25 protein-coding genes are annotated in these 26,053 nt (G+C 41.2%); all 25 read right to left on the reverse strand.

The genetic code is table 11. The features are described 5' to 3' along the window. Nucleotides 1-124 precede the first annotated feature (124 nt). The 25 genes from pyrR to JNO66_RS06280 all read right to left on the reverse strand — a co-directional run bounded on the left by pyrR (nucleotide 125) and on the right by JNO66_RS06280 (nucleotide 26,025). On the reverse strand, nucleotides 125-679 hold the full coding sequence (pyrR, locus tag JNO66_RS06160; RefSeq protein ID WP_203087307.1) for a bifunctional pyr operon transcriptional regulator/uracil phosphoribosyltransferase PyrR: 555 nt from the start codon (nucleotides 677-679) through the stop codon (nucleotides 125-127). Nucleotides 680-864: 185 nt separating this feature from the next. Further along, nucleotides 865-1,779: an RluA family pseudouridine synthase gene (locus tag JNO66_RS06165; RefSeq protein ID WP_203087308.1), complete on the reverse strand. Its 915-nt coding sequence runs from the start codon at nucleotides 1,777-1,779 to the stop codon at nucleotides 865-867. Next, the gene (gene lspA / locus JNO66_RS06170; RefSeq protein WP_273753172.1) at nucleotides 1,776-2,243 is read right to left on the reverse strand and encodes a signal peptidase II; all 468 of its coding nucleotides are present in this window, start codon (nucleotides 2,241-2,243) and stop codon (nucleotides 1,776-1,778) included. Before lspA ends, JNO66_RS06165 begins: the two co-directional genes overlap by 4 nt. 93 nt (nucleotides 2,244-2,336) lie before the next feature. Continuing rightward, a complete protein-coding gene (locus JNO66_RS06175; RefSeq protein WP_203087310.1) occupies nucleotides 2,337-2,999 on the reverse strand; it encodes a TraR/DksA C4-type zinc finger protein in 663 nt (220 codons plus the stop codon). A 97-nt stretch (nucleotides 3,000-3,096) separates the two neighbouring features. Next, nucleotides 3,097-3,279, reverse strand: coding sequence for a hypothetical protein (locus JNO66_RS06180; RefSeq protein ID WP_210340781.1), 183 nt, complete (start codon nucleotides 3,277-3,279; stop codon nucleotides 3,097-3,099). Between the two features lie 79 nt (nucleotides 3,280-3,358). Further along, nucleotides 3,359-6,124 (reverse strand): isoleucine--tRNA ligase, encoded by a 2,766-nt coding sequence (ileS, locus tag JNO66_RS06185; RefSeq protein ID WP_203087312.1) that lies wholly within the window; start codon nucleotides 6,122-6,124, stop codon nucleotides 3,359-3,361. Nucleotides 6,125-6,458: 334 nt separating this feature from the next. After that, the gene (locus JNO66_RS06190; protein WP_203087313.1) at nucleotides 6,459-6,959 is read right to left on the reverse strand and encodes a DivIVA domain-containing protein; all 501 of its coding nucleotides are present in this window, start codon (nucleotides 6,957-6,959) and stop codon (nucleotides 6,459-6,461) included. A 105-nt stretch (nucleotides 6,960-7,064) separates the two neighbouring features. Then, entirely contained in the window at nucleotides 7,065-7,838 is a 774-nt protein-coding gene (locus JNO66_RS06195; protein ID WP_203087314.1) for a YlmH family RNA-binding protein, read from the reverse strand. After that, nucleotides 7,835-8,101, reverse strand: coding sequence for a YggT family protein (locus tag JNO66_RS06200; protein WP_203087315.1), 267 nt, complete (start codon nucleotides 8,099-8,101; stop codon nucleotides 7,835-7,837). Before JNO66_RS06200 ends, JNO66_RS06195 begins: the two co-directional genes overlap by 4 nt. A gap of 24 nt (nucleotides 8,102-8,125) precedes the next feature. Continuing rightward, nucleotides 8,126-8,611, reverse strand: coding sequence for a cell division protein SepF (locus tag JNO66_RS06205; protein ID WP_203087316.1), 486 nt, complete (start codon nucleotides 8,609-8,611; stop codon nucleotides 8,126-8,128). Nucleotides 8,612-8,627: 16 nt separating this feature from the next. After that, nucleotides 8,628-9,320, reverse strand: a complete 693-nt coding sequence (locus JNO66_RS06210; RefSeq protein ID WP_203087317.1) for a YggS family pyridoxal phosphate-dependent enzyme — start codon at nucleotides 9,318-9,320, stop codon at nucleotides 8,628-8,630. Between the two features lie 10 nt (nucleotides 9,321-9,330). Further along, nucleotides 9,331-10,155 (reverse strand): peptidoglycan editing factor PgeF, encoded by an 825-nt coding sequence (gene pgeF, locus JNO66_RS06215; protein WP_246483171.1) that lies wholly within the window; start codon nucleotides 10,153-10,155, stop codon nucleotides 9,331-9,333. 80 nt (nucleotides 10,156-10,235) lie between these two features. Then, nucleotides 10,236-10,541, reverse strand: coding sequence for a YlmC/YmxH family sporulation protein (locus JNO66_RS06220; RefSeq protein WP_203087318.1), 306 nt, complete (start codon nucleotides 10,539-10,541; stop codon nucleotides 10,236-10,238). Between the two features lie 96 nt (nucleotides 10,542-10,637). Then, nucleotides 10,638-11,423: an RNA polymerase sporulation sigma factor SigG gene (sigG, locus tag JNO66_RS06225; protein ID WP_203087319.1), complete on the reverse strand. Its 786-nt coding sequence runs from the start codon at nucleotides 11,421-11,423 to the stop codon at nucleotides 10,638-10,640. A gap of 156 nt (nucleotides 11,424-11,579) precedes the next feature. Continuing rightward, nucleotides 11,580-12,293, reverse strand: coding sequence for an RNA polymerase sporulation sigma factor SigE (sigE, locus tag JNO66_RS06230; RefSeq protein WP_203087320.1), 714 nt, complete (start codon nucleotides 12,291-12,293; stop codon nucleotides 11,580-11,582). A gap of 31 nt (nucleotides 12,294-12,324) precedes the next feature. Beyond that, nucleotides 12,325-13,245: a sigma-E processing peptidase SpoIIGA gene (gene spoIIGA, locus JNO66_RS06235; protein WP_203087321.1), complete on the reverse strand. Its 921-nt coding sequence runs from the start codon at nucleotides 13,243-13,245 to the stop codon at nucleotides 12,325-12,327. A gap of 237 nt (nucleotides 13,246-13,482) precedes the next feature. Next, nucleotides 13,483-14,637: a cell division protein FtsZ gene (ftsZ, locus tag JNO66_RS06240; protein WP_203087322.1), complete on the reverse strand. Its 1,155-nt coding sequence runs from the start codon at nucleotides 14,635-14,637 to the stop codon at nucleotides 13,483-13,485. 41 nt (nucleotides 14,638-14,678) lie between these two features. Next, nucleotides 14,679-15,974 carry a cell division protein FtsA gene (ftsA, locus tag JNO66_RS06245; RefSeq protein ID WP_203087323.1) on the reverse strand — a complete coding sequence of 432 codons (1,296 nt, stop codon included), beginning with the start codon at nucleotides 15,972-15,974 and terminating at the stop codon, nucleotides 14,679-14,681. 580 nt (nucleotides 15,975-16,554) lie between these two features. Further along, a complete protein-coding gene (locus JNO66_RS06250) occupies nucleotides 16,555-17,325 on the reverse strand; it encodes a cell division protein FtsQ/DivIB (RefSeq protein ID WP_203087324.1) in 771 nt (256 codons plus the stop codon). A gap of 276 nt (nucleotides 17,326-17,601) precedes the next feature. Beyond that, nucleotides 17,602-18,702 carry a stage V sporulation protein E gene (gene spoVE / locus JNO66_RS06255; protein ID WP_203087325.1) on the reverse strand — a complete coding sequence of 367 codons (1,101 nt, stop codon included), beginning with the start codon at nucleotides 18,700-18,702 and terminating at the stop codon, nucleotides 17,602-17,604. A 119-nt stretch (nucleotides 18,703-18,821) separates the two neighbouring features. Beyond that, complete coding sequence (gene murD, locus JNO66_RS06260) at nucleotides 18,822-20,177, reverse strand: UDP-N-acetylmuramoyl-L-alanine--D-glutamate ligase (protein ID WP_203087326.1); 1,356 nt, start codon at nucleotides 20,175-20,177, stop codon at nucleotides 18,822-18,824. Then, a complete protein-coding gene (gene mraY, locus JNO66_RS06265; RefSeq protein ID WP_203087327.1) occupies nucleotides 20,178-21,152 on the reverse strand; it encodes a phospho-N-acetylmuramoyl-pentapeptide-transferase in 975 nt (324 codons plus the stop codon). Further along, on the reverse strand, nucleotides 21,149-22,537 hold the full coding sequence (locus JNO66_RS06270) for a UDP-N-acetylmuramoyl-tripeptide--D-alanyl-D-alanine ligase (protein ID WP_203087328.1): 1,389 nt from the start codon (nucleotides 22,535-22,537) through the stop codon (nucleotides 21,149-21,151). Before JNO66_RS06270 ends, mraY begins: the two co-directional genes overlap by 4 nt. Beyond that, nucleotides 22,534-23,997 (reverse strand): UDP-N-acetylmuramoyl-L-alanyl-D-glutamate--2,6-diaminopimelate ligase, encoded by a 1,464-nt coding sequence (locus tag JNO66_RS06275; protein ID WP_203087532.1) that lies wholly within the window; start codon nucleotides 23,995-23,997, stop codon nucleotides 22,534-22,536. Before JNO66_RS06275 ends, JNO66_RS06270 begins: the two co-directional genes overlap by 4 nt. Nucleotides 23,998-24,090: 93 nt before the next feature. Next, nucleotides 24,091-26,025, reverse strand: coding sequence for a stage V sporulation protein D (locus tag JNO66_RS06280; protein WP_203087329.1), 1,935 nt, complete (start codon nucleotides 26,023-26,025; stop codon nucleotides 24,091-24,093). Nucleotides 26,026-26,053: the final 28 nt, after the last annotated feature.

A 26,053-nucleotide genomic window follows, 5' to 3' on the forward strand; every position in this document is an offset into this window, starting at 1 on the left:
TTTCTCTAACAAAAAACCCCCATGCGCCAGGCAAGGGGGGCGTAAGAAATAGACGGGGGCCAATGGTTGGCCACGCTATTCCTTAACCCTCTTGCCAGCCTCTCTGGACTGTTTTTAAAGAGGTTTAATGTATACTTGTTTCTGATCGTTGATCGATGACCACTTCATCGGATCCATCTGCTTCAGTAACTCTTGCAGAGATGATTTCCGTTTTAGAAGTTGGTACATTTTTTCCTACAAAATCTGGTCGAATCGGAAGCTCTCTATGGCCTCGATCCACTAGCACAGCAAGTTGGATTTGTTCTGGTCGTCCTAAGTCAATTAACGCATCTAATGCTGCTCTTACTGTACGTCCGGTGAATAATACATCATCAACTAAAATGACTTTTAATCCGGATATATCAACTGGAATGTCTGTTCCTTGAAGGATAGGCTCTTCATCCTGATGTTCATGACTTAAATCATCACGGTACAAGGTGATATCTACTTCGCCAACCGGAATATCGTCACCTTCAATTTGTTCGATCTTCCGAGCCAGACGAGCAGCAAGATGTACACCGCGTGTTTTAATTCCCACGAGTACGCATTGCTCTACACCTTTATTGCGCTCAATAATCTCATGCGCAATTCGAGTAATGGCGCGATTAATGGCTGCTTCATCAAGAATGATACGTGGCATACACTCATCTCCTCTATGATGATAAAAAGACCTATTCCAGATACTGGGAAGAGGTCTCGTTTGCACAGAGAATAAAGTTCACCCTACGAACTATTCTGTGCGTTCCGTTTTCCTTCCCAGCCTCTCTGGACTGATCTTAAAGGATCATTTGATTACATATAGTATCGCAAACTTGTCGATGCATGTCAACGACTATCTTGTAGTTTCTTAAGTAGAACCTTCATATCCTCTGGCATTGGCGCTTCAAATACCATCTCTTCACCTGTACGAGGATGAGTGAAACCAAGCACAGATGCATGTAGTGCCTGTCCTTTAATATCTAGTGTCTTCTTTGGACCGTACTTCGGATCACCTGCAACAGGATGTCCAATATACTTCATATGAACACGAATCTGGTGCGTGCGTCCTGTTTCAAGCTGACACGTGATATATGAATACTTTTCAAACGTTTCAATTACCGTAAAGTGAGTGACAGCCTCGCGACCGTTGTCATCAGTCACAGCCATGCTTTGACGGTCTCGCTTGTCACGACCGATCGGCGCATCTACTGTTCCATGCTCATGTGGAATCACACCGTGCACGATGGTTTGATATAAGCGTTTAGTTGTTTTCGCTTTTAATTGATCCACTAATGATTCATGGGCCTTGTCGTTTTTAGCGACCATTAATAAGCCAGACGTATCCTTATCAATTCGGTGCACAATTCCCGGACGAATGACACCATTAATTCCGGGTAAGTCCGAACAATGATGTAGCAATGCGTTTACAAGCGTGCCATTAGGGTGTCCAGGTGCTGGATGTACAACCATCCCTCGAGGTTTGTTAATCACAATGACATCCTCGTCTTCATATACAACATCGAGTGGAATATCTTCAGCAACCGCTTCTAACTCAACTGCTTCAGGAATTGTTACAGTTAAATGGTCAGCTTCTTCAACCTTATAATTGCTTTTTACAGACTCATTATTTAATGTAACATGTCCCTCTTTAATCCAAAGTTGAATTTGGCTTCTTGAAACATCATCCATTAACTCTGTTAATAATTTATCTACTCTCGTTTGTGCTTGTTCTTCACTTACTGTAAATTCAAATTGATTCATGCTTGCTTCTCCTTTTTTGCTTTCATTTCATCACGGATAAATTTCAGCAATAGAAGAGCTACCCCAATACATAATGCCGAATCTGCCACGTTAAAAATAGCAAAGTCATATCCAAAAATATACGTGTCTGCAAAGTCTACTACTTCGCCTCTAAAAACCCGATCAATAAAGTTACCGATGGCTCCTCCGAGGATTAAGCCTAAAGGAATACCTAGGGACGGTTGACCCTTTGCTTCCTTTTGAATGTAATAAATGAGTCCAACCACTACAATGACTGTAATAATGTAGAAAAACCACATTTGACCTTGTAAAATTCCAAAAGCAGCTCCCATATTACGGTGAGATGTAATGTATGCAACACCTGGAATTAATTCAATTGACTCTCCACGCTCCATGTTTACAACGACTAACCACTTTGTTAACTGATCGATAGCAATCATAATTAATGCAAGAATATATGGCACTTGTGTTCCCCCACTCATAACACTTCACAAACTTACTACGTTAAGATTGTAGCACAAAAAAATGGCGATGACACGCCCCATCGCCACAATTCCTTATTCTTGCTCATCTAATTGATCTGAATACTCTTCATACGATTGATTATGCTGAACCTTAATGCTCTCAACACCTTGATACCCGTACATATCAGTGCTTGCAAATTGCTCATACTGTTCAACAGTGCCGCGATTTTCATCTTCCTCTTCTGAGACAGTATCTTCATAGGTCATGTCACGTTCATTAAATCGTTCAACTGATTGATACGAGTCTTCACTATCAAATTCCGTTTCCTGATCAGAGCGATCATAGTTATACTTATCAAACCCACCTAACACATCTTCTTCTACAGGTCGATAACCTGGCATCATCGGATTCAGCTTTGTATCCGCCACTCTGGCTAAAGGATTCGCCTCAAGTCTTTCAAAAGGAATTTCAATCCCTGTCACTTCGCACTTCCCATACGTTCCTTTATCAATTTTTTCAATAGCATGTAACACCTCTTCATACTCTTCACGAAGATGAGCATGTAAAGCCATATCCTTTTCCCTCTCATATAGATCTGTTCCCGCATCTGCAGGATGGTTATCATATTGTGAGAGCTCCCCCGTGTTATCTGAGAGAGCCTCCATCTTTTCACCATTTGTTCGACCATCAAGTCTTTCCTTCAGATGTTGTTGCTGACTTAACAATTGAGTTTTGATTGCAGAATAGTCCCTCATACAGAGCCTCCTAAGTGATTAGTCTTCTTAGAATGACCATAAAATGCGTTTTTCATGACTAAGAGAGGTAGAAAAATGCATAGGGTGAACACAGAGACTATTTTTCATAATTGATTCCATTCTCTCTTCGTCGATTCCGTCTTCTCTTCGTCGATTCCATCTTCTCTTCGTCGATTCCATCTTCTCTTCGTCGATTCCATCCTCTCTTCGTCGATTCCTCCTTCTCTTCGTCGATTCCATCCTCTCTTCGTCGATTCCATCCTCTCTTCGTCGATTCCATCCTCTCTTCGTCGATTCCATTTCCTCCTCACCAAACAAAAAAATCCCCCGTCTACAACAGACAGGGGATTCTCACTACCTTATTTTGCGTAATATTTACGTACAATCTCAGCGTTGTAAGGTGTTAGATCTGGGTATTCAGGATCTTTTCCTACTTCTGGTGAAACAACCCAAGAGCGGGCACATACTTCACCTTCTGCTTTTTCAACAAGTACCGCTAAATTCTCGAATCTGGCTGCTTCTTCAGGTGCAGCGGCTAAGTCTCCAGCGATGGTTACCTTGGAAACGATGAATAATTTCTCTAGGTTTCCAGCAGATTCAAGGCATTCACGTGTTGTATCATCTGCATAAAGTGTAAGCGCTGATTGCAATGATTTTCCGATTACTTTAGCGTTTCGTGCTTCCTCTAACGCTTTTAAGACATCGTCACGTAAAGCCATAAATGTTGTCCATTTTTCAACAAGAGCTTCGCTTTCTGCAAAGCTTTCTGAATCAGGCATATCCGTTAGTTGTACGCTTTCCTCTGTTACACCAGGGATGTGCTCCCAGACTTCGTCAGCAGTATGCGCCAAGATTGGTGCAGATAGCTTCACAAGTGTAACAAGTACATCATACATGACCGTTTGGAACGCACGACGCTCTGGGTGATCAGCATGCTCAATATACAGGGTATCCTTTGAGATATCCATGTAGAACGAACTTAGCTCAACTGTACAGAAATTGTGGATGAGATTATAAACGGTTGAGAATTGGTAGTTCTCATACGCTTTTTTCACATCATCAATTAACGTATTTAGTTTCACAACCATAAAACGGTGGACTTCGCTCATCTCGTTGTAAACTACACGATTTGAAGCTGGGTCAAAGTCATGTAAGTTCCCTAGGAGGAAGCGGAATGTGTTACGGATTTTGCGATACACTTCAGACACTTGTTTTAAAATCTTATCAGAAACACGGTGATCTGCTTGATAATCAACGGATGATACCCAAAGACGAAGGATATCTGCTCCAAGCTGATTCATTACTTTAATTGGTGCAATTGTGTTTCCAATCGACTTACTCATCTTACGACCTTCGCCATCCATTGTGAAACCATGGCTTAACACGCCTTTGTAAGGTGCTTTCCCGGTAACAGCAACGGCTGTAGATAAAGAAGAGTTAAACCAACCACGATATTGGTCAGAACCTTCCATATATAAGTCAGCTGGACGATCAAGTTCACTTCTTGCATGTAACACAGCCTGATGAGAAGAACCTGAATCGAACCAAACATCCATGATATCTGTTTCTTTTGTGAACTCACCATTTGGGCTATGTTCAGACGTAAATCCTTCCGGAAGAAGATCTTTGGCATCCCATTCAAACCAGATGTTTGAGCCATGCTCTGCAAACAGTTTAGAGATGTGTGCGATCGTTTCATCTGTTAAAATCACTTCACCATTCTCTGCATAAAGCACAGGGATCGGAACACCCCATACACGTTGTCTAGAGATACACCAATCTCCACGATCACGAACCATATTGTGAAGGCGGTTTTCACCCCACGCAGGCATCCACGTTGTATCTTTGATCGCTTGAAGTAAATCATCACGGATCTGGTCAATGGAAGCAAACCATTGTGCCGTTGCACGGAAAATAACAGGTTTCTTTGTTCTCCAATCATGTGGATATGAATGCGTGAAGAAAGTAAGTTTTAAAAGGGCTCCAACACTTTCAAGCTTCTCAGTGATTGGCTTGTTAGCAGCGTCGTAGAACAGTCCTTCAAAACCAGGAGCTTCGTCTGTCATGACCCCTTTGTCATCCACTGGGCATAAAACGTCTAAACCATATTTACGAGAAACAATAAAGTCATCTTCCCCGTGTCCTGGTGCCGTGTGTACACAACCAGTACCAGCATCAACAGTTACATGCTCCCCGCACATCACTAATGATTCACGGTCATAAAACGGATGCTGTGCTGTTACATATTCAAGCTCTGAACCTTTGACTGTTTTCACAACTGAATGATTTTCCCAGCCAAGTTCTTCTACAAGTGTCTCAAGCAAACCACTTGCAACGATATATTTGTTATCTCCTGTTTGAACGACACTGTATTCAAGATCTGGGTGTACGCTAATTCCAAGGTTAGCCGGAAGCGTCCAAGGAGTTGTGGTCCAGATCACAAACTTCTCGTCCCCAGCTAAAACGTCTTTACCATCTTTTACATCAAACGCAACGTAGATCGAAGCAGAACGCTTATCATGATATTCAATTTCAGCTTCAGCAAGTGCAGACTCAGAAGTTGGAGACCAGTATACAGGTTTTTTGCCTTTATAGATCAGGCCTTTTTTCGCCATTTCACCAAACACTTTGATTTGCTCTGCTTCATATTCACGATCAAGCGTAATGTACGGATTCCACCAGTCACCACGTACGCCTAAACGCATAAATTGCTCACGCTGCGTGTCTACTTGCTCTCTTGCATATTTCTCACAAAGAGCACGGAATTCAGCAGTCGTCATTTCCTTACGTTTAATCTTTTTGTTTTTTGTAAGAGCTGTTTCAATTGGTAACCCGTGTGTATCCCAACCAGGTACGTACGGTGCTTGAAATCCTGTCATTGATTTATATCGAACGATAAAATCTTTGATGATTTTATTTAGCGCGTGCCCAATATGAATATCACCGTTCGCGTATGGAGGTCCATCATGTAAAACAAAAAGTGGTTTGCCTTCCCCTCTTTTTTGAACCTTCTCATAAATGTTCATATCATCCCAAATTTGCTGTTGCTTTGGTTCGCGGTTTGGCAAATTGCCTCGCATCGGAAATTCCGTTTTTGGCATGAGTAGTGTGTCTTTGTAATCCATTCATATCCTCCTTCTTCTTCTAAAAAAACAGAAAAAACCTCTCATCCCAGTAAGGGACGAGAGGTTTTCCCGTGGTACCACCCTAATTTAGAGACATTCATCTCTACTTTAGTATTCGTAACGCGAATAACACGTTGTAGCCTACTACCTGTTGGGTTCGGTACAAAACGAATGGGTGATACATACATGAATTCATCTCGGGCTCGCACCATCCCCGATTCGCTTATGATGGGTATTTCATGTAACGGTTCCATTCTTTGTTTTAACATCATATAGTTTTAGTATGCATTATTATAAGCGAAGCGCTATTCAAACGCAAGCTACGTTACTTCTGTTATACTTTTTCCTCAAAAACATGCTCATCCGTTGTTTGCTCTTCATCAAATGAATCCCAATCATCGGTTTGCAGCATTTCAAGCTGTGCTTCAATTAACATTTTAAATCGCATTTTGTAGACAGAGGCTTGTTTCTTAAGCTCTTCCATCTCCATCATTACTTTACGAGACTTTGTTAACGCATCGTTTACAATACGGTTGGCATTCTTCTCAGCTTCCTTCACAATTAATTGTGATTCCTTCTGAGCATTACGGCGAAGTTCTTCTGCTGCCTCTTGAGCAACAAGAATGGATTTGTTCAGTGTCTCTTCAATATTATTGAAGTGATCAAGCTTCTCTTCTAAATTTGCCACCTGTTCAAAAAGATCTTTCTTTTCTCTTAGAACAGCCTCGTAATCCTTAATGACCTGATCTAGAAATTCATTGACTTCATCTTCATCGTAGCCACGAAAGGCACGAGTAAATTCCTTGTTATGAATGTCTAATGGGGTTAAAGGCATATCATTGCCACCTCCGTCAATTTGCGTTTTGTTTGGCAGATCATGCCTACCTGTTCCAAAAAATAAGTATACCTCTTACATTCTACCTTATGTATGTTGGGCCTGTCAGCCTTTTTTCGCCCAACGAACTCGAATTTTTTCTTTTTTTGTCGTACCTACGATTTCAACAAGCTTACTGCGACCTAAACCACGAACAGATAAATGATCCCCCTGCTCTAACAGGAAAGAGGTTTGCTCTGTTTTTTTCCAGTTCACTTTAACGAGTCCCTTACTAATCGCCTCGGATGCTTTTGATCTCGCAATCCGATAGATCTGCGAAAGCATGGCATCTAAGCGAAGAGAACTAACCGTTCCGCTGGCTTCAATCCATTTCTCATCAGGTACGAGATAAGAGGAGAGCGAATCCTCTTGAAATTCAACGGAAGCTCTGCCAATTTGCGTCACGTTCATACGAACGAAATCGGCAGATTCCCGAGCGACAATCAGTTGAATCTGTCCATCTTCTACAGTCATATCCCCAAACTTTTCTCGCTTCAGACCGGAATTCATGAGTGCACCAAGCAAATCTCTATGTGTAAGCTGGATAAACTTTACTGGATACGTCGCTGTAAGTAGTGTCAATGGCCAATCAGACTGTTCCATATGTAAATAAACCGGATGAATATACACTCTGGCTCGTTCTAAGCCCTCAGCCCCTCCCCAAATTCTAACCTGTACATCGTCTTGCTGTCCGATTAAGGAACGAACGATGTCTTGTTGGCGCGGATCAAGAAAATCCGTCATTTTGTCCTGATGACGAATCTCTGCGTTCTCCTTCCATGTTAGAACCTGGTCAATAAAAGGTCGTTCCTCCGGTCTAAAATGATCGTAAATACTCATAGAAGCAAGCTAGTTAACAAATAAATTAATCCATTTCCAGCGAAACGAATCACAAGTAACGCAACAAGCGGTGATAAATCAATCATTCCAATTTGTGGAACGAACTGCCTAAAGATATCAATGTATGGTTCAACAAGTCGTCCAATCATTTGTCCGATGCTGGACTCTCTGGCATTCGGAAACCAAGACATTAAAACCCACGCAAAAATTAATAGCGTATAAAGGGTAATCGCTTTTTCAACAAAGTCAATTAATATGAGCATTCTTTGATGTGTCCTCCATTCTGTCTATCGATCAAACTCTCTTAATTGCATTTCAGAGATGTTCCCTGAGATTTCTACGTTATCCGGTGTACACAAGAAGATATTCGGTCCGAGTTTATGGATATCCCCTCCAATGGCATACACCGTTCCACTTAAAAAGTGTACCATATGTCTAGCTTGACCCTCAGGTAAACGTTGCATATTTATAATAACGGCTCTACGGTTTTTTAGATGATCAGCAATTTGCTGCGCTTCATCATCAGTCCGTGGCTCCATTAAAACCATTTTTGAGCTCTTCTGCGCACTTTGCAAGCTAACTACATTCTGCTGCTTCTCAACAGCCTGAGGTGTTTTCTGCTGCTGTGTTTGGCGAGATTGTTGAAATGGAGTCTGCTGGCTTTGACGCGTCTGTTGACTATCTTCACCAGTATTGTCCTCAACCACCTGTTCGTATTCCTCCACGTGCTCGTCCAAACTGAAATAATCCCTAAACTTAGACTTAAAACTCAAGCTAACCCCTCCTTACTTAATTTGAAGTTGCTTCATTTCCAACAAGAGCCGTACCAATTCGAATGAACGTTGCTCCTTCTTCAATTGCTACAACATAATCGTTTGACATGCCCATTGATAACTCCGTACAAGGTGCGTATGGCAGCTGCAGTAACATCACTTCATCTCTTAGTTTACGTAACCCGCTAAATACAGGTCTGGTTTCCTCTGGACGATCTGTAAAAGGAGCCATCGTCATAAGTCCCACAACGTGAACCGCCGGAAACGCTTCTAATTGTTTCATAAAGGAGAGAAGCTCGTCAGGATGAACACCTGCTTTTGAATCCTCCCCAGAAACGTTTACTTGTACAAAACAATGAATGGTTTCACCAACTTCTGCTTGCTTTTGAAATTCCTTTGCAAGAGACAGACGGTCAAGGGAATGAAAATAATCAAATTCATGTATCACTTGTTTTACTTTACGAGATTGGAGCGAACCAATAAAGTGCCAGGTTGCTTGTTCTTTAACAGCTTCCTTCTTAGCTAAACCGGCTTCCGCACGGTTTTCACCAATATGTTTTACCCCTGCTTCAATTGCTTTTTTTGTTGTTTCATCACTTACATACTTGGTTACCGCAATGACATGTACGTCATCAGCCTGGCGATTCGAGCGGGAGCAAGCTTCTTTTATATCCTGTTGAATTGTTCTTAAATTTTCCTTGATGTTCATGCCTTCACCTCTATATACGCTGTCCAATCACACTCATCATTCGACCCGTTTGGCCGTTATCCGCTCGGTGAGAAAACATTCTCTCATCACTTGCTGTGCAAATAGAAGACACGTAGATTTGCTCTTCTGGAACACCGGAACGAACGAGCAATTGCTTATTAAGCTTTTTTAAATCAAGCAAAAATCGACCATTTGCTTGGGCGATATATGGACGTTCATCGTGTTGATGTAAACATTGATTCACTGCTTCAACCACAACATCATTCACTTCATACGCCTCACCACTGATAGCCGGGCCGATTAACACATGAATGTCATGAGGGTTTATACCCTCGTCATTTTGCCAACGAGTAACCATGGCTGGGCCAATTTGTCCAACCGTTCCCTTCCATCCCGCGTGTGCAAGGCCAATCGTTTGGTGATTTGGTGCGACAAAAAACAAAGGCACACAGTCTGCATATAAGCTCGTTAATAAAAGGTCAGCCTCTGTTGTATAGAGCCCATCTGTAGCAGCAATGGCTGTTTGTAAGGATTCAGTGCCTGAGCCTTGATGTTCTTTAGTCACTTTCTTAATAACAGACGCATGAACTTGATCCCCCACCACCCATGAAGCGAGCGGATAAGCAAGCTCATCGGCAAGCTTTTGTCGATTCGCAATCACATCTGAATCTGAATCAGAAACATGGAGTCCTAAGTTAAATGAAGTGTAAGGTGCTTGACTATAGCCACCATTACGGGTTGTAAATCCAGCAGTGAGCCCTGGATATTGCTGCGTCAAACAAGTCGCCTCTAAAAAGGATTGTGACGATTGCTTAAATGTTGTTTCTGTTTTCAATGTGAATTCTTCCCTTCATCCTTCACATGAGTAGCTTTATGCGTCTAGTGTACCACATGTGTACTGGTCAATAAACGACTTTATTCCCGCTTATCAGTTCGTATAAACGGCTTTGGGGCGAAGGATGACGAAGTGGGGTCAGAGACAAACGGTTTTGGTGTTTTCACTAAGATAACATCAGAACCAATTTTAATAATATTTGTCCAAGGGATGATGACCTCTTCATCCTTCCCAAAGAAGCCCATCATCTTACCCGAGCTACTAATAATCATTGCTTCAATCTGTCCAGTTTCTAGATTTAAGTCGAGATCCGTTAAATGACCAAGCCTTTTGCCTGTTTCAAGGTTTACAATGTCTTTTGCCTGCAAGTCCGAAATTTTCATCATAGTAGATCACTCCTTCATTCATATATATGAATGACTTTAAGCGTTCATGAAAAAAAGGACCCCAGAGAGGAATTTAATTCTCTGGGGTCCATACATCTAACTTTGTACATATTTGTTCATTTGATTAATTGCTGCTTTTTCCAGCCTGGATACTTGAGCCTGAGAAATCCCAATTTCATCTGCCACTTCCATTTGCGTTTTCCCTTGGAAAAACCTCATATTTAAAATTAACTTTTCTCGATCATTTAGTCGAATCATTGCTTCTTTTAAGGCGATATCTTCTACCCATTTTACATCTTTATTTCGTTCATCACTAATTTGATCCATTACAAAGATTGGATCTCCTCCATCATTGTAGATTGGTTCAAATAATGATACAGGATCTTGAATCGCATCTAGTGCGAATACCACATCTTCTTTCGGTACATCAAGTACTTTTGCAATTTCTTGTACAGTTGGTTCATGCTCTCGCTTTTTTTCCGCCATCAAATGATCACGGACCTGTAAGGCCTTATAAGCGATATCACGCAAGGAACGCGACACACGGATCGGATTATTATCTCTAAGATAACGGCGAATTTCTCCGATAATCATTGGAACTGCATAGGTAGAGAACTTTACGTTTTGACCTAGATCAAAGTTATCAATTGATTTCATAAGTCCGATACAACCTACCTGGAATAAGTCATCAACGAATTCACCGCGATTGTTAAAGCGCTGAATCACACTTAGAACAAGTCTTAAGTTTCCGTTAACTAACTCTTCACGAGCTGGTAAATAACCATCTTGAAGCTGTCTAAACAACTCTCGCATTTCATTATTCTTAAGTACAGGTAGTGTAGAAGTATCTACACCGCAAATTTCAACTTTATGTCGTGTCAAATTCTTACCCTCCATTGCTTTGGGAGATGATGTCTAGGTAAAGTATCTCCTTGAGAGGTAAAAATATGCACTTACTCTTTTGGGGAAACAGGGTCAAGATTGGATCACTCTTACTCGCCCTAGTTTAAATTTATTTGAAATTTTTTCTAACTCAAATTAGACCATTTTATTGAATTCTTTTTGCAATCGTTTGATGATACGTTTCTCAAGTCTCGAGATGTAGGATTGAGAAATTCCTAGCATATCGGCTACTTCTTTCTGCGTTTTCTCCTCAAACCCAGCAAGCCCAAAACGAAGCTCCATGATCTGTTTTTCGCGTGCATTTAACGTGTGGAGCGCTTTTTTCAATAGCTTACGATCTACCTTCTCTTCGATTCCCTTTGTAATGATATCTTCTTCTGTACCAAGCACATCTGAGAGTAAAAGTTCGTTCCCGTCCCAATCAATGTTTAATGGTTCGTCAAATGAAACCTCTGAGCGCGTTTTATTGTTGCGACGTAGGTACATGAGTATTTCATTCTCGATGCAACGCGAAGCATAGGTGGCTAGCTTTATTTTCTTTTCTGGATTAAACGTGTTTACTGCTTTAATTAGACCTATTGTTCCTATACTAATGAGATCCTCAATATTTATTCCTGTATTCTCGAATTTCCGAGCAATATAAACGACTAAGCGTAAATTGCGTTCAATTAAAACGGCTCTTACAGCTTCGTCACCACTTGGAAGCTTCATTAATAATTCTGCTTCCTCTTCTTTTGAAAGTGGCGGGGGTAATGCTTCACTTCCCCCTATGTAATAGATTTCATCAGCCTTCATGCCCAACCGTTGCAGCACACGATACCAAACGAGCGTAAGCTTGAGTTTTATCATTGTGACCTCCTTAGATTTTTAAAATGGAGCACTAGGCTAATTGTTCACTTGGAGCGCCTAACACTTGCTTTGGATGAAGAATGGCTTGATATGCACCTTCTGGAGAAAGGTCAATTGCTTGCACACCAATTAAGACTTGAGACGTTTTAAATCGCTGATTCTGATGAATGACGGTGACTTGATCTGGTTTGATAGCTGGTAAGTAAGGATTCGCTTGACCAACTGCACGAAAAGGAACAATTCGTAGTCGATCGAACAACCAATGTCGCTTTGTACCTGATGACCCATCTGTCTCTAGTTGTATAATCGCTCTTACTACATCTTGTCCAAAAACCTCTTCTAACTGATTCGCCTGCATGATCATGACGGGTGCCTTTGTAATCGGATCACTTAATTGATTCCCACTGTCGATTAATCCTTTTAGATGGAAAATATGTTCACCAATGGCCACTTCAACCTCAGCTAGCTGATGAAGATTAAACGACTTCACCTCAATGGTTTCAAATCGATGCTTTGAAAAATACCAGACAAGGGGAAATCCAAACACAACCAACATCCAGCTTATCGGACTTCCGATTGACGCATGAGGAATCAACCCTTCTGAAGAGATCGGAAGCTCTGATTGCCAAAAGAAGTGGAGAGCAAACAATGCACCACCTGTCATAAATGTGACAAAATAAAACATGAGTAACCCCTGGATATAGTACGTAAATCGTTTATAGCCAAATGCGACGAATACAATGAGTGCGGAATACAAGAGTTTTGTCACAGGGTGGTAAAACCATTCTCCAATTGGAGTAAACATAAGAAAGACAATCAAGGACGCAACAAATGCACCGAATGTAAATCTGATTTTTGAATGACGACGTTTCAGAACAAGTGCAGTGAGTAGGAGTAGTAAATAGTCAATCAGATAGTTTAGTACCCAAATCACATCCAAATACAACGTCATGGGCATCAAACTCCTTCTGAATGTCTCTCAGTATATCTTTTCAAACAATTAATGTCTGTCAGTTCATGGCGAGAAAAGAGCAGTTATTTTGGGAAGTTTTCATGGATTCTGTCACGCAGAAAATAAGTGGGGAAATCATTACGATTAAAAAAAGTATGATCTTTCTTTTAAATAATAAAAAAACCGAATGAATCTATGAAACGATTCATCCGGTTCCCTTATTCTCAAAGAATTATATTAGTTGTTACGGTTACGACGGTTACGCAGGAAAGTTGGAATATCCAATGTATCTGAGTGATCCGTTGTTGGAGCTTCCTGTTGAGGCTGAGAACGCTGTTGATATCTTTGTTCATTTTGATTTTGCTGCTTAGCAGGTTCCTCTTTTTGAAGAGTTGGTTTTGATGGACGAGCTGACGACTGCTGCTGTTTAGCATTTTCGTTATCATCAAAACCTGTTGCAATGATTGTAATCACAATCTCATCTTTTAAATTCTCATTAATAACGGAACCAAAGATCATGTTTACTTCAGCATCTGAAGCGGCAGATACAATTTCGGCTGCTTCATGTACTTCATAAAGACTTAGATTGTTACCACCAGTAATGTTCATAAGAACACCTTGTGCTCCATCAACGGATGTTTCAAGTAATGGAGAGGAAATCGCCTTTTTCGCGGCTTCGGTTGCACGGTTTTCACCTGTTGCAATTCCGATCCCCATTAATGCAGAGCCTTTATCGCTCATAATCGTTTTCACATCAGCAAAGTCAAGGTTAATTAAACCTGGTGTTGCGATAAGGTCAGAGATACCTTGTACACCTTGGCGTAAAACGTTGTCCGCTTCACGGAACGCTTCAAGCATAGGTGTATTCTTATCTACCATTTCAAGTAAACGATCATTCGGAATTACGATAAGTGTATCTACTTTTTCTTTTAAAGCGGCAATCCCATTTGCAGCTTGATTGGAACGTTTACGTCCTTCAAATGTGAATGGTCGAGTCACGACACCAACTGTTAGTGCGCCAATTTCTTTTGCTACTTCAGCAATAACTGGTGCAGCACCTGTCCCTGTTCCACCACCCATTCCAGCAGTGATAAAGACCATGTCTGCGCCTTGAAGAACTTCTTCAATTTGCTCGCGGCTTTCTTCAGCAGCTTTCTTACCAATCTCAGGGTTCGCTCCTGCTCCAAGTCCACGAGTAAGCTTGCCACCAAGCTGATATTTTGATTCTGCTTTTGAAAGATGTAGCGCTTGTGCATCCGTATTCACTGCAATAAATTCTACACCTTGAAGTCCGTTTTCAATCATACGGTTTACAGCGTTGCTTCCGCCACCGCCAACTCCGATAACTTTAATCTGTGCCAGTTGTTCCATATCCGTTTCGAATTCCAACATGTTAAAATCCCCCTAATCGCCTGTCTGCCTGCTTGTATTAGTTACTCAAAAAATGACTTGAATAAGTCTTTCATTTTCGATTTTTTGTTTTGACTTTTTTCTTCATATTCTTGTTCAATTGGTTCATGAGGTTGTTGTTGTTGACTCCGACTTTGTCTTGAGTTGTCCTCAAGATCTGTAACAGAAGCTGCTATTTCTCGACCCTGTAGCTTTACATTTCTGCTTGCAAATTGGATAAGTCCCACACTTGTTGTAAAGCGTGGCTCTCTCACTCCAATATAATCCGGAATGGCAATTCGAACATTCCCTCTAAGCAGGTCTTTTGCTAATTCTAACACACCTGGTAGCATCACAGTACCACCAGTTAAGACAAAGCCACCAGGGAAATCACGGAATCCTAAACGAACAAGCTCTTTAAAGAGTAGCTCAAAAATTTCTTCCATACGAGGTTCGATAATATGAGCTAATTCTTCTTGAGACATTGTTTGCTTTTCGTTAGAACCAATCGTTGTGAACGTAAACTGCTCTTCAACATTAGCCTCATCAACAAATGCCATACCATGTTTTTTCTTAATTTTCTCTGCATCTTCCGTTGAAACTCTTAATCCTACTGCTATATCGTTAGTAATATGGTCTCCACCGATTGGAAGAACTGAAACAGCCTGAAGTGCGCCTTGTTCAAATACAGAAACGGTAGATGATCCTCCTCCGATATCAATAATGCATACGCCTAGGCTTTTCTCGTCTTTTGAAACGGCAATCGACCCTGAAGCGAGTGACTGAAGGCATATGTCTGCAATATCTAGTCCTGCGCGTTCTACACAGCGCAATAAATTATGTAATACCGTTTTTGACCCTGTGATGATTGTGCCTTCCATTTCAAGACGAACTCCAATCATCCCTCTTGGATCTGTAATTTCATCTAATCCATCAACAATAAATTGTTTTGGAATGACATCAATAATTTCTCGTTCTGGAGGTATTGAAACAACCTGCGCTGCATCAATGACTCTTCCAATATCTTCTGTACCGATTTCACGATCCGGACTGGAGACCGCAACAACCCCGTGACAAGGTTGAAGTTGTACATGGTTTCCATTTATTCCAACCACGACTTGCTTAATTTGCAATCCTACCATTCTCTCGGCTTGATCAACGGCTCGTTGGATCGATTGAACCGTTTCGTCTATATCAACGATTGCCCCTTTTTTGATCCCTTCCGATTCCGCTGTTCCAACACCAAGAACGTTAATCGCTTTGTTTGTTACTTCTCCAATGATCACTCGTACACTCGATGTACCGATGTCTAAACTGACATATGTTTCTGTGGTGTTCATTTGCGGCACCTCCTTATCATTTAATCACAAGCTAGTTTCATATAGAATGAGAAGGTTATTGCCAGTTTATCAATTTAAAAGCGTTTAAACAGTGTAATGTCTTCCCTTTACTAAGATGAATATGTATACATTCAACACATAATAGGTGAGTTCCTGTTTATTCATTTTAATTAATTGATATCCAAACCTCTAATCCCATTTGCTTCTTCATTTCAATTTCTAGTTTAATATGGAACCGATCATTTTGATCATTATGGACTGATCATCATAAGCGTCAGTCCGTCTAGTACAAGTCTACACCAAGTTTGGTTAGTAGAAAAGCGTAACCTACCGTCAATTCGCGGAAATCTTGCATTATTTTTTAGTTACATTGGTTTGTATAGAAATTGACATCATCTCAAGACCGGTATGAAGGCAACGGAGGCTTTACCCTTCCACTTTTCGTTTGATAGACATCCATTTCATAAAAGAAAAATGCTTCAGATTGCCTAGAGGACATAAAGTGCAGTGAGGATGTTCTCCCTACGGTCTTTTATTAAAAACCTTGAATCTCCCTACCTTAGTCGTGGTTAGCAATCCTCTATTCCTCCACCTCTTCTTCTTCATAATTTAAGTCCTCGAAGTACGGACTCATTTTCATATGAAGAATGCCATGCTTTGACCGATCTACTTCCTTTGCAACAGAAGGATACGGAGACATCCATTCAGAGAAATTATTAACAGATGTTTGAACCGTTAATCCATCATTCATATACAACCGAAGAGCTAAAGGATCATCCTCTGTTGGGACAAACAGGATTTCAGAGATCCGCTCTTTAATCTGATCAGATGTTTTTCCGAGCTCTTCTGCTAGTTTTTCAAGCTTTACGTTCCCATCCTCTGAAACAATGACTGGAGCGTCTGATGGAATCTCTTGCTCAGGAAGAGCGTTAAGTAATGAGCCACTTTCAAGCATCGGACGATATCCATCCTCTTGTTTCACATATCCTACTCTCGGGTACTCAGTGATCGTGATTTCTACGGTATTCGGAAGCTTTCTTGAAAGCTCAGCTGTCGCTACTTCTTTAAGGTCTTCAATTCTCTCGACACTCTCTGTTTTATGTAAATTCCAGATACTATCCCCAGAAGAAAGGCCACTCGCTTCAATGATCTCGTCTTGATCTGCCACTACGTTCCCGTTTACTTCTATCGCTTTAACCTGACTTAGTGGTGATTGAAAATAAATCATTAATACTAAGAGAATAAAAAAAACACCTAAAAATAACAGGAGTCTTCGGTTCGCCCGCTGTTTCCGTTGCTCCTTTAACGAAGGGATGCGGTCATTAACTGAAATCACTTTCTTATCGCTCATGTTAACTCCCTTCTCAACACATTCATTATCATGCCATTTGTTATATCATTAAAAGAGCAGAAGAGTGCATACAATTCTTCTTATATCGGTTATGTACATAATACACTTTAGAGATTAAGCAGAATTTCTATTATTACGTCCTTCTATTCTAGCATGAAGATAGGCATCAATACACTCGAAACCTGTGTGAGATCTTGTGATAAATTGGGCTTTTATGCTGAATTTCGTCTTTTTATCACAATAAAGAAGAGCGGCCTCTCTAGCCGCTCTCTCTTTTTACCATTTTGCATGTCTACTAATATTTAAAAGAATCCCAATTGAAACGAGCATTAATGTGAGAGAAGATCCCCCGTAACTTAAGAGAGGAAGGGTAATTCCTGTAACGGGCATAAGTCCTGATACAACCCCGATGTTAATCATCACTTGAATGGCGATCATCGTTACAATGCCTGCCGCAAGCAAACTTCCGTACAAGTCAGGAGCTGCAAGTGCTGCTCGTACTCCACGCCAGAGCAAGATTCCGAAAAGAAACAGAATGACGCAGCCACCAATGAATCCAAGCTCTTCGCTTAAGATTGCAAATATAAAATCGGTCTGTGGTTCGGGTAAGTAAAAGTACTTTTGGCGACTGTCACCAAAACCAAGACCCATTAACCCACCTGGTCCAATGGCATAAAGAGACTGAATGATTTGAAATCCACTTCCAAGCGGATCACTCCATGGATCTAAAAATGAAGTAATACGTTGGATACGGTAGGGAGCAGATGCAATTAGGCCAACAAATCCAGCTAATCCTGCAACGCCTAACCAGACGAAGTGGCTAATTCGGGCCCCTGATACAAAAATCATCACCACACATGTGCCAACCATAACTGCCCCCGTTCCCAAATCCGGTTGAAGCATAATAAGCGCAAAAGCGCTCATCACCAATGCGAGATTTGGCACAAGACCTCTTTTGAAGGAGACAATTTTCTTTTGATTTTCAGACAAGTATCTAGCTAAAAAGATGGCCATCCCCATTTTCATAAATTCAGAGGGCTGAATGGAAAACGCACCAACACCGAGCCAGCTTCTTGCTCCTCCACGTACGAGCCCTACACCAGGGACGAGTACAAGAACTAACAGAAAGAAACATACTAGTAAAATAAGCTTTGCGTACGTTCTCCACGTCCAGTACTCTACTCTCATAATGAAGATCATAAGTGTAACTCCAACTACGGCGAAAAAGAGCTGTCTCTTCAAAAAGAAGAAGGAGTCTTCAAATCGATATTCTGCCCAAGCCGCACTTGCACTGTATACCATTATGACACCGATGGACAGCAACGTAAGTGTCGTAAGTAACAGGATATAATCTGGAGCAGATCTAGATTGTTTCATAGGACACCTCGATTACAAACTTAAGTCTATTCTTTATTCAACTTATGCTTGTACGAGTAGAAACATGTCCATAATGTGTGCAAAAATACCTCTTGGAAGACGTTCCCAAGAGGCATTGATTATTTTGGTAATTCACTAATGGCTTGAATAAATGCATGACCCCGTTCTTCAAACGTTTTATACTGATCCCAGCTCGCACATGCTGGAGAAAGAAGAAGAACATCACCCTCAGTTGATTCACGATAAGCCACTTTAACTGCTTCTGTAAGTGTGCTGACCAATTCAAGTGTTGGGATATCTGTTTTTCGTACCGTCTCAGCAATACGGTCTTTTGTTTCACCATATGTGATCACCGCTTTTACACCTTGTAAGGAAGGAATAAGCGAATCAAAGGAATTCCCTCGATCTAGCCCACCAGCAAGTAAGATGACCGGCTTGTCAAACGCCTCTAATGCTTTTGATGTTGCAAGAATGTTCGTTGCTTTAGAATCGTTATAAACCAACCGTCCATTTAACTCTTTGACGAATTGAAGTCGATGTTCAACGCCACCAAATGTTTTTAAGACAAATTGGATTTGAGTTAATGTCGCACCAGCTAGGATTGACGCCCCAATCGCACCTAATATGTTTTCAATGTTGTGTGACCCTGGGAGCATAATATCTGAGGTTGCAATAATCGGCTTTGAACGGTACCGAACAAACCCGTCAACTACATCAAGACCATCAGGTAATACTTCTGTTGTAGAGAATCCTATCTTTGTCGCATGACTTTTTTCTGCAATGTCTTTCACAAGTTCATCTGATGCGTTGTAGACCAGATAATCGGATTCTTCTTGCTTTGCCTGAATTCGGGCTTTAGCAGCGACGTAATTTTGTTTTGAACCGTGATAATCTAGATGAGCGTCAAACAGATTTAGTAGAACGGATATGGTTGGACGAAATTCATCTGTTCCCATTAGTTGAAAGCTAGATAATTCCATCACAATGATATCATCCATTGTTGCTTGTTCTGCTACCTCACAAGCAACAATTCCAATATTCCCCGCAATCTGAGGGGTCCGACCGCTGTTTTTAAGCATCTCCGTAATAAGTGTAGTCGTGGTTGTTTTTCCATTCGATCCAGTGATGGCAATGATATCTGCCTCACTAATCTGATATGCCAGTTCGATTTCAGTTAAAATGGGTATATTCTTTTTTTCTGCTTCAACAAGCAGCTCATTCGAATAAGGAATCCCCGGATTTTTAATGATAAATTCCAATGGACGATCGAGTAATGACAGTGGATGTGAACCGCAAATGACCTCGACCCCTTGCTCCATTAGCTCTTGTGCTTGTGGATTATCATCAATTGACTTTCCATCGTTTACAATCACAGTGGCACCAAGCTTATGCAATAGTCTTGCTGCTGCGTACCCACTTTTAGCAAGACCGACAACTAAAACTAATTTTCCTTGATATTGATCTGTATGAACCATCTATAACCACACTCCTGTATAGATAGCTGCAATGGCAAATACCATGCCTACTAGCCAAAACGTTACAACGACACGCCATTCTGACCAACCTGAAAGTTCATAATGATGGTGTAACGGACTCATTTTAAACACACGTTTCCCTCTTGTTTTAAAGGAAATCACTTGGATGATAACGGATAACGTTTCAATTACAAAAACGCCTCCAACTAAAATGAGCATTAATTCCATCTTACTAAGTATGGCAATTCCTGTAATGGCTCCCCCTAGAGCTAAAGAGCCTGTATCTCCCATAAAGACTTTAGCAGGATGCGCGTTAAAAACTAAGAATCCAAGTACAGCCCCAACAACTGCTGCGCTGAATAGAGAGACATCTAAAAAGCCAGCACTCCAAGCTAAGATCGCAAAGGCACCAAATGCAATGGCACCAGTTCCCGCTAGTAATCCGTCTAATCCGTCCGTTAAGTTAACAGCATTTGACGCTCCTACTAGCATGACAATGATTAAGGGCAAGTAGAAAAACCCAATATCAAACGAAACATTTGTAGCAGGTATCGCGATCTCCGTTGAGAAGCCAATTTGAATAAGACCTAAGTAAAAGACAACAGCGATAATCAGCTGTCCAACAAGTTTTTGTTTGGACGTTAAACCTAGGTTATGCTTTTTCACAACCTTGATATAATCATCGACAAACCCTACTAGTCCGTATCCTACAGTAACAATGAGTAATAAGATAATTTCTGGTGTTAATTGATTTGTACTGATCGTCACTCCTAGAACAGTAGCTAGAATCGCTAAAACAACAACGATTCCTCCCATCGTAGGTGTACCACTTTTCTTTTGGTGAGATTCTGGCCCTTCCTCACGGATACTTTGACCAAACTTTAATCGTTTTAAAAATGGGATGAATATCGGCGAAAAGATCACCGCTACTCCAAATGAAATAATCAGCGTTAGAAGCAGAAGTTGTTCATTCATTTGTTCATCTCCCCCTTCCCGCTTTCTTTTAAATAGTTGAGTATTGTTTCAAGCTTTAACCCTCTTGAGGCTTTTAATAGGATGACTGTTTGATCATTTAATAATGGTTTGATTAGATTTGCAGCCTCTTCTAAAGTCGGAGCATGGTTTAATGTAATTCCGTTTGACTTTTGTTGTCTTTTTGTTGCTTCATACAACCATTTTCCTTTGTCACCTACTGTGATGAGGTGAGTGATAGGTGTCTCAATGTCATCAGCGATTTGTTCGTGAAAGGCTTTTTCATTTGCCCCTAGTTCATACATATCACCAAGTACCGCAATATAATGTGTAAATCCATCTAAATCTTTTAATGCGTCAACAGACGCTTTCATTGAAGTAGGACTTGCATTATAGGCATCATTAATGATTAATTCACCATGGTCCCCAACCAGTCGCTCAAGCCTCATTCCACTTACCTTTACCTGCTTAAGCCCCGCTTGAATGTGAGAAAATGAAACACCCAACCCTTTAGCTAAGCTAGCAGCTAAAGCTGCATTTTTTACATTGTGCTTACCGAGCATAGGTAGTGTTAAATCTCCAACCGATTGTAATTTGAACTGAAAACCAGTTGAGTCCACTAACACGTTTGTAACCTGGTTGTGATTATGCCGATCAAACCCGACCGTACACACATCTTTTCCTTTTAGCATTTGTAGTAATGGTTCATCACCATCTATGTAGAGCATGCCTCCAGCTACTAAACCGTCTCGAATCTCCGCTTTCGCTTTGGCAATCCCTTCTCGTGATCCAAGCTGTTCCATATGAGATTCACCGATATTTGTAATAATTGCAGCATCAGGCTCAGATAATGTACTTAACAAGTGAATTTCACCGAATCCACTCATACCCATCTCTAAAATTAAAAATTGACAATCTGCCGGCATCCCAAGAATCGTTAAAGGTAAGCCAATATGATTATTATAATTCCCCTGTGTTTTATATGTGGTACCTGCATAGCTTAGAATCGAAGCGAGCATATCTTTTACAGTTGTTTTTCCATTGCTTCCAGTCACGCCTATTACCTTTGGGTTCACCTCTTTACGGTACAGCTTTGCAAGCTTCTGTAAGGCTAGTAGTGTATCTTCCACAAAATATAGTTGAAACTCAGCTGGAAGGCTCGCAGGCACTGGCATATCCTTCTGCCATATAGATGCCTGCGCTCCTTCTTCGATTGCTTTCTCTATAAATTGATGACCATCAAATCGTTCTCCACTGATTGGAACATATAATGCACCCTCCTGCAAAGAACGGGTATCAATGGATACACTGCTAAACAAAGCATTGACATCTTCAGTTAATCGCAAATGAGTGGATACCGATTTAATTAAATGATGTGCAATACTCATAGGGACAATCCTCTAATCGCTTCCTCAGCTACTTCTCGATCATCAAAATGGTGCTTTACTCCTGCAATATCTTGATACGTCTCGTGACCTTTACCGGCGATAAGGATCACATCTCCCGCCTCTGCTTGCTCAATGGCACGTACAATTGCTTGCTTGCGGTCAAGTATTGTCTCAAAGTTATCAGATACTAACCCTTCTGTCATATCTTTTAAGATGAGCTCAGGATCCTCTGAACGCGGATTATCGGAAGTGAAAATTGCGCGGTCTGCTTGTTTCACAGCGATTTCAGCCATGACTGGACGTTTGCTAGCATCTCGGTCACCACCACAACCTACAACAACCGTTACCTGTCCATTTGTTAAATCAGTAACTGTATCTAAAACGTTTTTTAAACTGTCAGCCGTGTGAGCATAATCAACAATGACTGAAAATGACTGACCACATTGAACTGGCTCAAAGCGCCCCGCAATTCCTTTTACACGTTCAAGACTTTGTTTAATTTGATCTAGCTTTAAGCCTGAAGCAAGTCCCGCCGCCACAGCCGCCAGTGCATTATATACACTAAACAATCCAATAAGTTTAAAGCTGACTTCTGTTTCTTCCCCAAATGCTTCTAATGTAAAGCTTGTGCCTTCTGGTGTCGACTTAATTTCTTTTGCTCTGACATCACACGCTTTGCGAATTCCATATGTAATGATATCTGCAGTTGTTAATTGAGCCAACCGAGCACCTGAGAGGTCATCTATATTGATGACAGCTATTTTACCTTCATATGTGTTACCTAGCTGAGAGAAAAGCAAGCTTTTAGCAAAAAAGTATTTCTCCATTGTCTCATGGTAATCAAGATGATCAGGCGTTAAATTTGTGAATACAGCAATATCAAAATCACACCCTCTGACTCTCCCATGATGAAGTGCGTGAGAAGACACTTCCATGACAGCTGTATCAACATGTTCTTGGACCATGTTTTGAAATGTTTTCTGCAAAACAAGTGATTCTGGTGTTGTATTCGCCGTATCAAATGTCGCGTCACCAATCTTCGTATACATCGTTCCAATTAAGCCTGTTTGCTGCTTGGCATCCCGAAACATTTGATCAAGAATATGAGTCGTTGATGTTTTACCATTCGTTCCCGTTACACCTACAAGACGTAGCTTCTTTGTTGGCTCATCGTAAAAATGGCTGGCAATTCGCGCCATCGCCCGCTTTGCATCATCTACTAGGATTAATGGTACCGAGACGTCAAGAGACCGCTCAGCAATGATTGCGGCGGCTCCTTGGTCGATTGCTTTTTGGGCAAAATCATGTCCATCAACTGTGTACCCTTTAATACAAATAAAAAGTGATCCCGGACTTACATTTCTTGAATCCATTTCTACTTGCTTTATTTGAATTTGTTTCTGCTCAGGCGTTAGTTCGCTTGTCGTACGCAGCGGTCTAAGCAGTTCGTCTAATGTCATCATATTAAGTCCCTCTCATTCACTGCAATAAGCTGTTTTCTTTTCAGTCAAACATTGTTGTTTACCCTTATCTGAAAACATACAAACTATATTTTAGTCGTTTGCGTCTGATTTGTCACCCATATATATCCGAACCGTTGATCCTGCTGCTACTTTACTCCCAGGTAGGGGAGCTTGCGTGACTACAACTTCTCCTTCTCCTGATGCATCCAGCCTCAAATCCATGTATCCTTCATGAATTTCCCGTTTTGTCCGTCCGACTAAATCAGGAACTTCCATAATCGGTTCGTCATTCCATGATACTTTTTTCTCAAATTGTTCTGTTCTTTTCTCAACACCCATAGCAGCCAAACTATCTCCAATAATATTTCCTACGATTGGAGCAGCAACGATGCCTCCAAATTGAAGGGTATCTTTTGGATTATCCACTGCCACGTATACCACGATTTCTGGATCATCTGCTGGTGCAAATCCAATAAATGAGACGATATGATTATTCTCAAGGTACTTTCCATCTTTCGCTTTTTGAGCTGTACCCGTTTTTCCACCAACACGGTACCCATCTACAAAAGCTCCCTTTCCGGTTCCCAAAGCTACAACGGTTTCCAGGGCATGTCGGACTTCTTTGGACGTTTCTTCTGAAATCACTTGTCGTTTCATATAAGGGGATTGATGCTTCACAACTTCTCCAGTAAGAGGATCTACCCATTCCTTGCCAATAAACGGTTTATACAGATATCCTCCATTTACCGCCGCAGATACAGCAGTTACTTGTTGTAGAGGTGTAACGGCTACACCCTGACCAAATGCAGTAGTTGCTTGTTCGAGCGGCCCTACCCGATCCCGATTAAATAAGATCCCTGTTCCTTCTCCCTGCAAGTCAATCCCTGTCTTTGATCCAAACCCAAAGTCTTCAATGTAATTAAACAATCTGTCTTTACCTAGTCGTTCACCAAGTGTAACAAAACCAGGGTTACACGAATTTTGAACTACTTCTAAAAATGTTTGTTGACCGTGGCCGCCTTTTTTCCAGCAGCGCAGTCGATGTCCCGACACTTCAATATAGCCCGGATCATAAAACTGATCATGCTCTAGATCAACTTCTCCCTCTTCTAATGCCGCTGCGAGCGTAATAATCTTAAAGGTTGACCCTGGCTCATATTGCATCCATACCGGTTTGTTTTGATTGTATATTTCAGGTGAAACCTCTTGGAAGTTCTCTGGATTATAGTCTGGACGACTGCTCATGCCGAGAACCTCTCCCGTTTTAGGATTCATTGCAATAGCCATAGCGCCGTCAGGATTATAGGTTGCCTCAGCAATATCAAGCTCTCGCTCCATAATCGTTTGTACCCGGCTATCAATGGTTAAACGCATATCTAACCCATTTACAGGAGCTTCGTACTCATCTGCCAGGTTTGGCATCCGACTATTCTTAGCTGTTGAGAAAAAGGACACGTGACCCTGCTTGCCCTTCAGCTCTTCATCGTAATATAACTCAAGCCCTGTTAAACCCTGATTGTCAATTCCAGCAAAGCCCAATACATGAGAAAGATAGTTTCCATGTGGATAATGTCTTTTACTATCTTCGGCAATAAATACACCAGGTAATCTTAGGTTACGTATTTCACTCGCTTTTTCTTTACTTATTTTTTGACCCTCAGGTCTAATCCACACTCTTGATTCAGATTTTGTTAGCTGTTCGAGTAGCCGACTCTTATCCATATCAAGAATGGCTGCAAGACTCTCTGCGCTGTGATCAGGGTCTTCAATTTGCCTAGGTACCACAAGAACGGAAGGAGCACTTACGTTCGTTGCGAGCACCTCGTCATTTCGATCACGAATTTCTCCTCTTTTCGGTTCAAAAGGGATCACGCGACTCCATGAGTCCATGGCTAGTTGAGTAAGCTCTTCCCCTTTTACAAATTGAACGTATCCTAATCGACCAGCAATGATTAGAAAGACTGCTAGTCCTACAATTAATATCGCTATAAGTCTTTTTCTCACCGTTGTCTGAGATACTCTCATAGATACTCCCTCCGATTCTAAACATCTG

This window comes from Alkalicoccobacillus gibsonii (assembly GCF_016798245.1).
Classification (GTDB): domain Bacteria; phylum Bacillota; class Bacilli; order Bacillales; family Bacillaceae_D; genus Alkalicoccobacillus; species Alkalicoccobacillus gibsonii.

What these genes read in the sequence shown, in the direction of transcription:
- pyrR (WP_203087307.1), bottom strand. Translation starts at nt 679, where the DNA reads ATGCCACGTATCATTCTTGATGAAGCAGCCATTAATCGCGCCATTACT.
- JNO66_RS06165 (WP_203087308.1), bottom strand. Translation starts at nt 1,779, where the DNA reads ATGAATCAATTTGAATTTACAGTAAGTGAAGAACAAGCACAAACGAGA.
- JNO66_RS06175 (WP_203087310.1), bottom strand. Translation starts at nt 2,999, where the DNA reads ATGAGGGACTATTCTGCAATCAAAACTCAATTGTTAAGTCAGCAACAA.
- JNO66_RS06180 (WP_210340781.1), bottom strand. Translation starts at nt 3,279, where the DNA reads ATGGAATCGACGAAGAGAGGATGGAATCGACGAAGAGAGGATGGAATC.
- ileS (WP_203087312.1), bottom strand. Translation starts at nt 6,124, where the DNA reads ATGGATTACAAAGACACACTACTCATGCCAAAAACGGAATTTCCGATG.
- JNO66_RS06190 (WP_203087313.1), bottom strand. Translation starts at nt 6,959, where the DNA reads ATGCCTTTAACCCCATTAGACATTCATAACAAGGAATTTACTCGTGCC.
- JNO66_RS06195 (WP_203087314.1), bottom strand. Translation starts at nt 7,838, where the DNA reads ATGAGTATTTACGATCATTTTAGACCGGAGGAACGACCTTTTATTGAC.
- JNO66_RS06200 (WP_203087315.1), bottom strand. Translation starts at nt 8,101, where the DNA reads ATGCTCATATTAATTGACTTTGTTGAAAAAGCGATTACCCTTTATACG.
- JNO66_RS06210 (WP_203087317.1), bottom strand. Translation starts at nt 9,320, where the DNA reads ATGAACATCAAGGAAAATTTAAGAACAATTCAACAGGATATAAAAGAA.
- JNO66_RS06220 (WP_203087318.1), bottom strand. Translation starts at nt 10,541, where the DNA reads ATGATGAAAATTTCGGACTTGCAGGCAAAAGACATTGTAAACCTTGAA.
- sigE (WP_203087320.1), bottom strand. Translation starts at nt 12,293, where the DNA reads ATGATAAAACTCAAGCTTACGCTCGTTTGGTATCGTGTGCTGCAACGG.
- spoIIGA (WP_203087321.1), bottom strand. Translation starts at nt 13,245, where the DNA reads ATGACGTTGTATTTGGATGTGATTTGGGTACTAAACTATCTGATTGAC.
- ftsZ (WP_203087322.1), bottom strand. Translation starts at nt 14,637, where the DNA reads ATGTTGGAATTCGAAACGGATATGGAACAACTGGCACAGATTAAAGTT.
- ftsA (WP_203087323.1), bottom strand. Translation starts at nt 15,974, where the DNA reads ATGAACACCACAGAAACATATGTCAGTTTAGACATCGGTACATCGAGT.
- JNO66_RS06250 (WP_203087324.1), bottom strand. Translation starts at nt 17,325, where the DNA reads ATGAGCGATAAGAAAGTGATTTCAGTTAATGACCGCATCCCTTCGTTA.
- spoVE (WP_203087325.1), bottom strand. Translation starts at nt 18,702, where the DNA reads ATGAAACAATCTAGATCTGCTCCAGATTATATCCTGTTACTTACGACA.
- murD (WP_203087326.1), bottom strand. Translation starts at nt 20,177, where the DNA reads ATGGTTCATACAGATCAATATCAAGGAAAATTAGTTTTAGTTGTCGGT.
- mraY (WP_203087327.1), bottom strand. Translation starts at nt 21,152, where the DNA reads ATGAATGAACAACTTCTGCTTCTAACGCTGATTATTTCATTTGGAGTA.
- JNO66_RS06270 (WP_203087328.1), bottom strand. Translation starts at nt 22,537, where the DNA reads ATGAGTATTGCACATCATTTAATTAAATCGGTATCCACTCATTTGCGA.
- JNO66_RS06275 (WP_203087532.1), bottom strand. Translation starts at nt 23,997, where the DNA reads ATGACATTAGACGAACTGCTTAGACCGCTGCGTACGACAAGCGAACTA.
- JNO66_RS06280 (WP_203087329.1), bottom strand. Translation starts at nt 26,025, where the DNA reads ATGAGAGTATCTCAGACAACGGTGAGAAAAAGACTTATAGCGATATTA.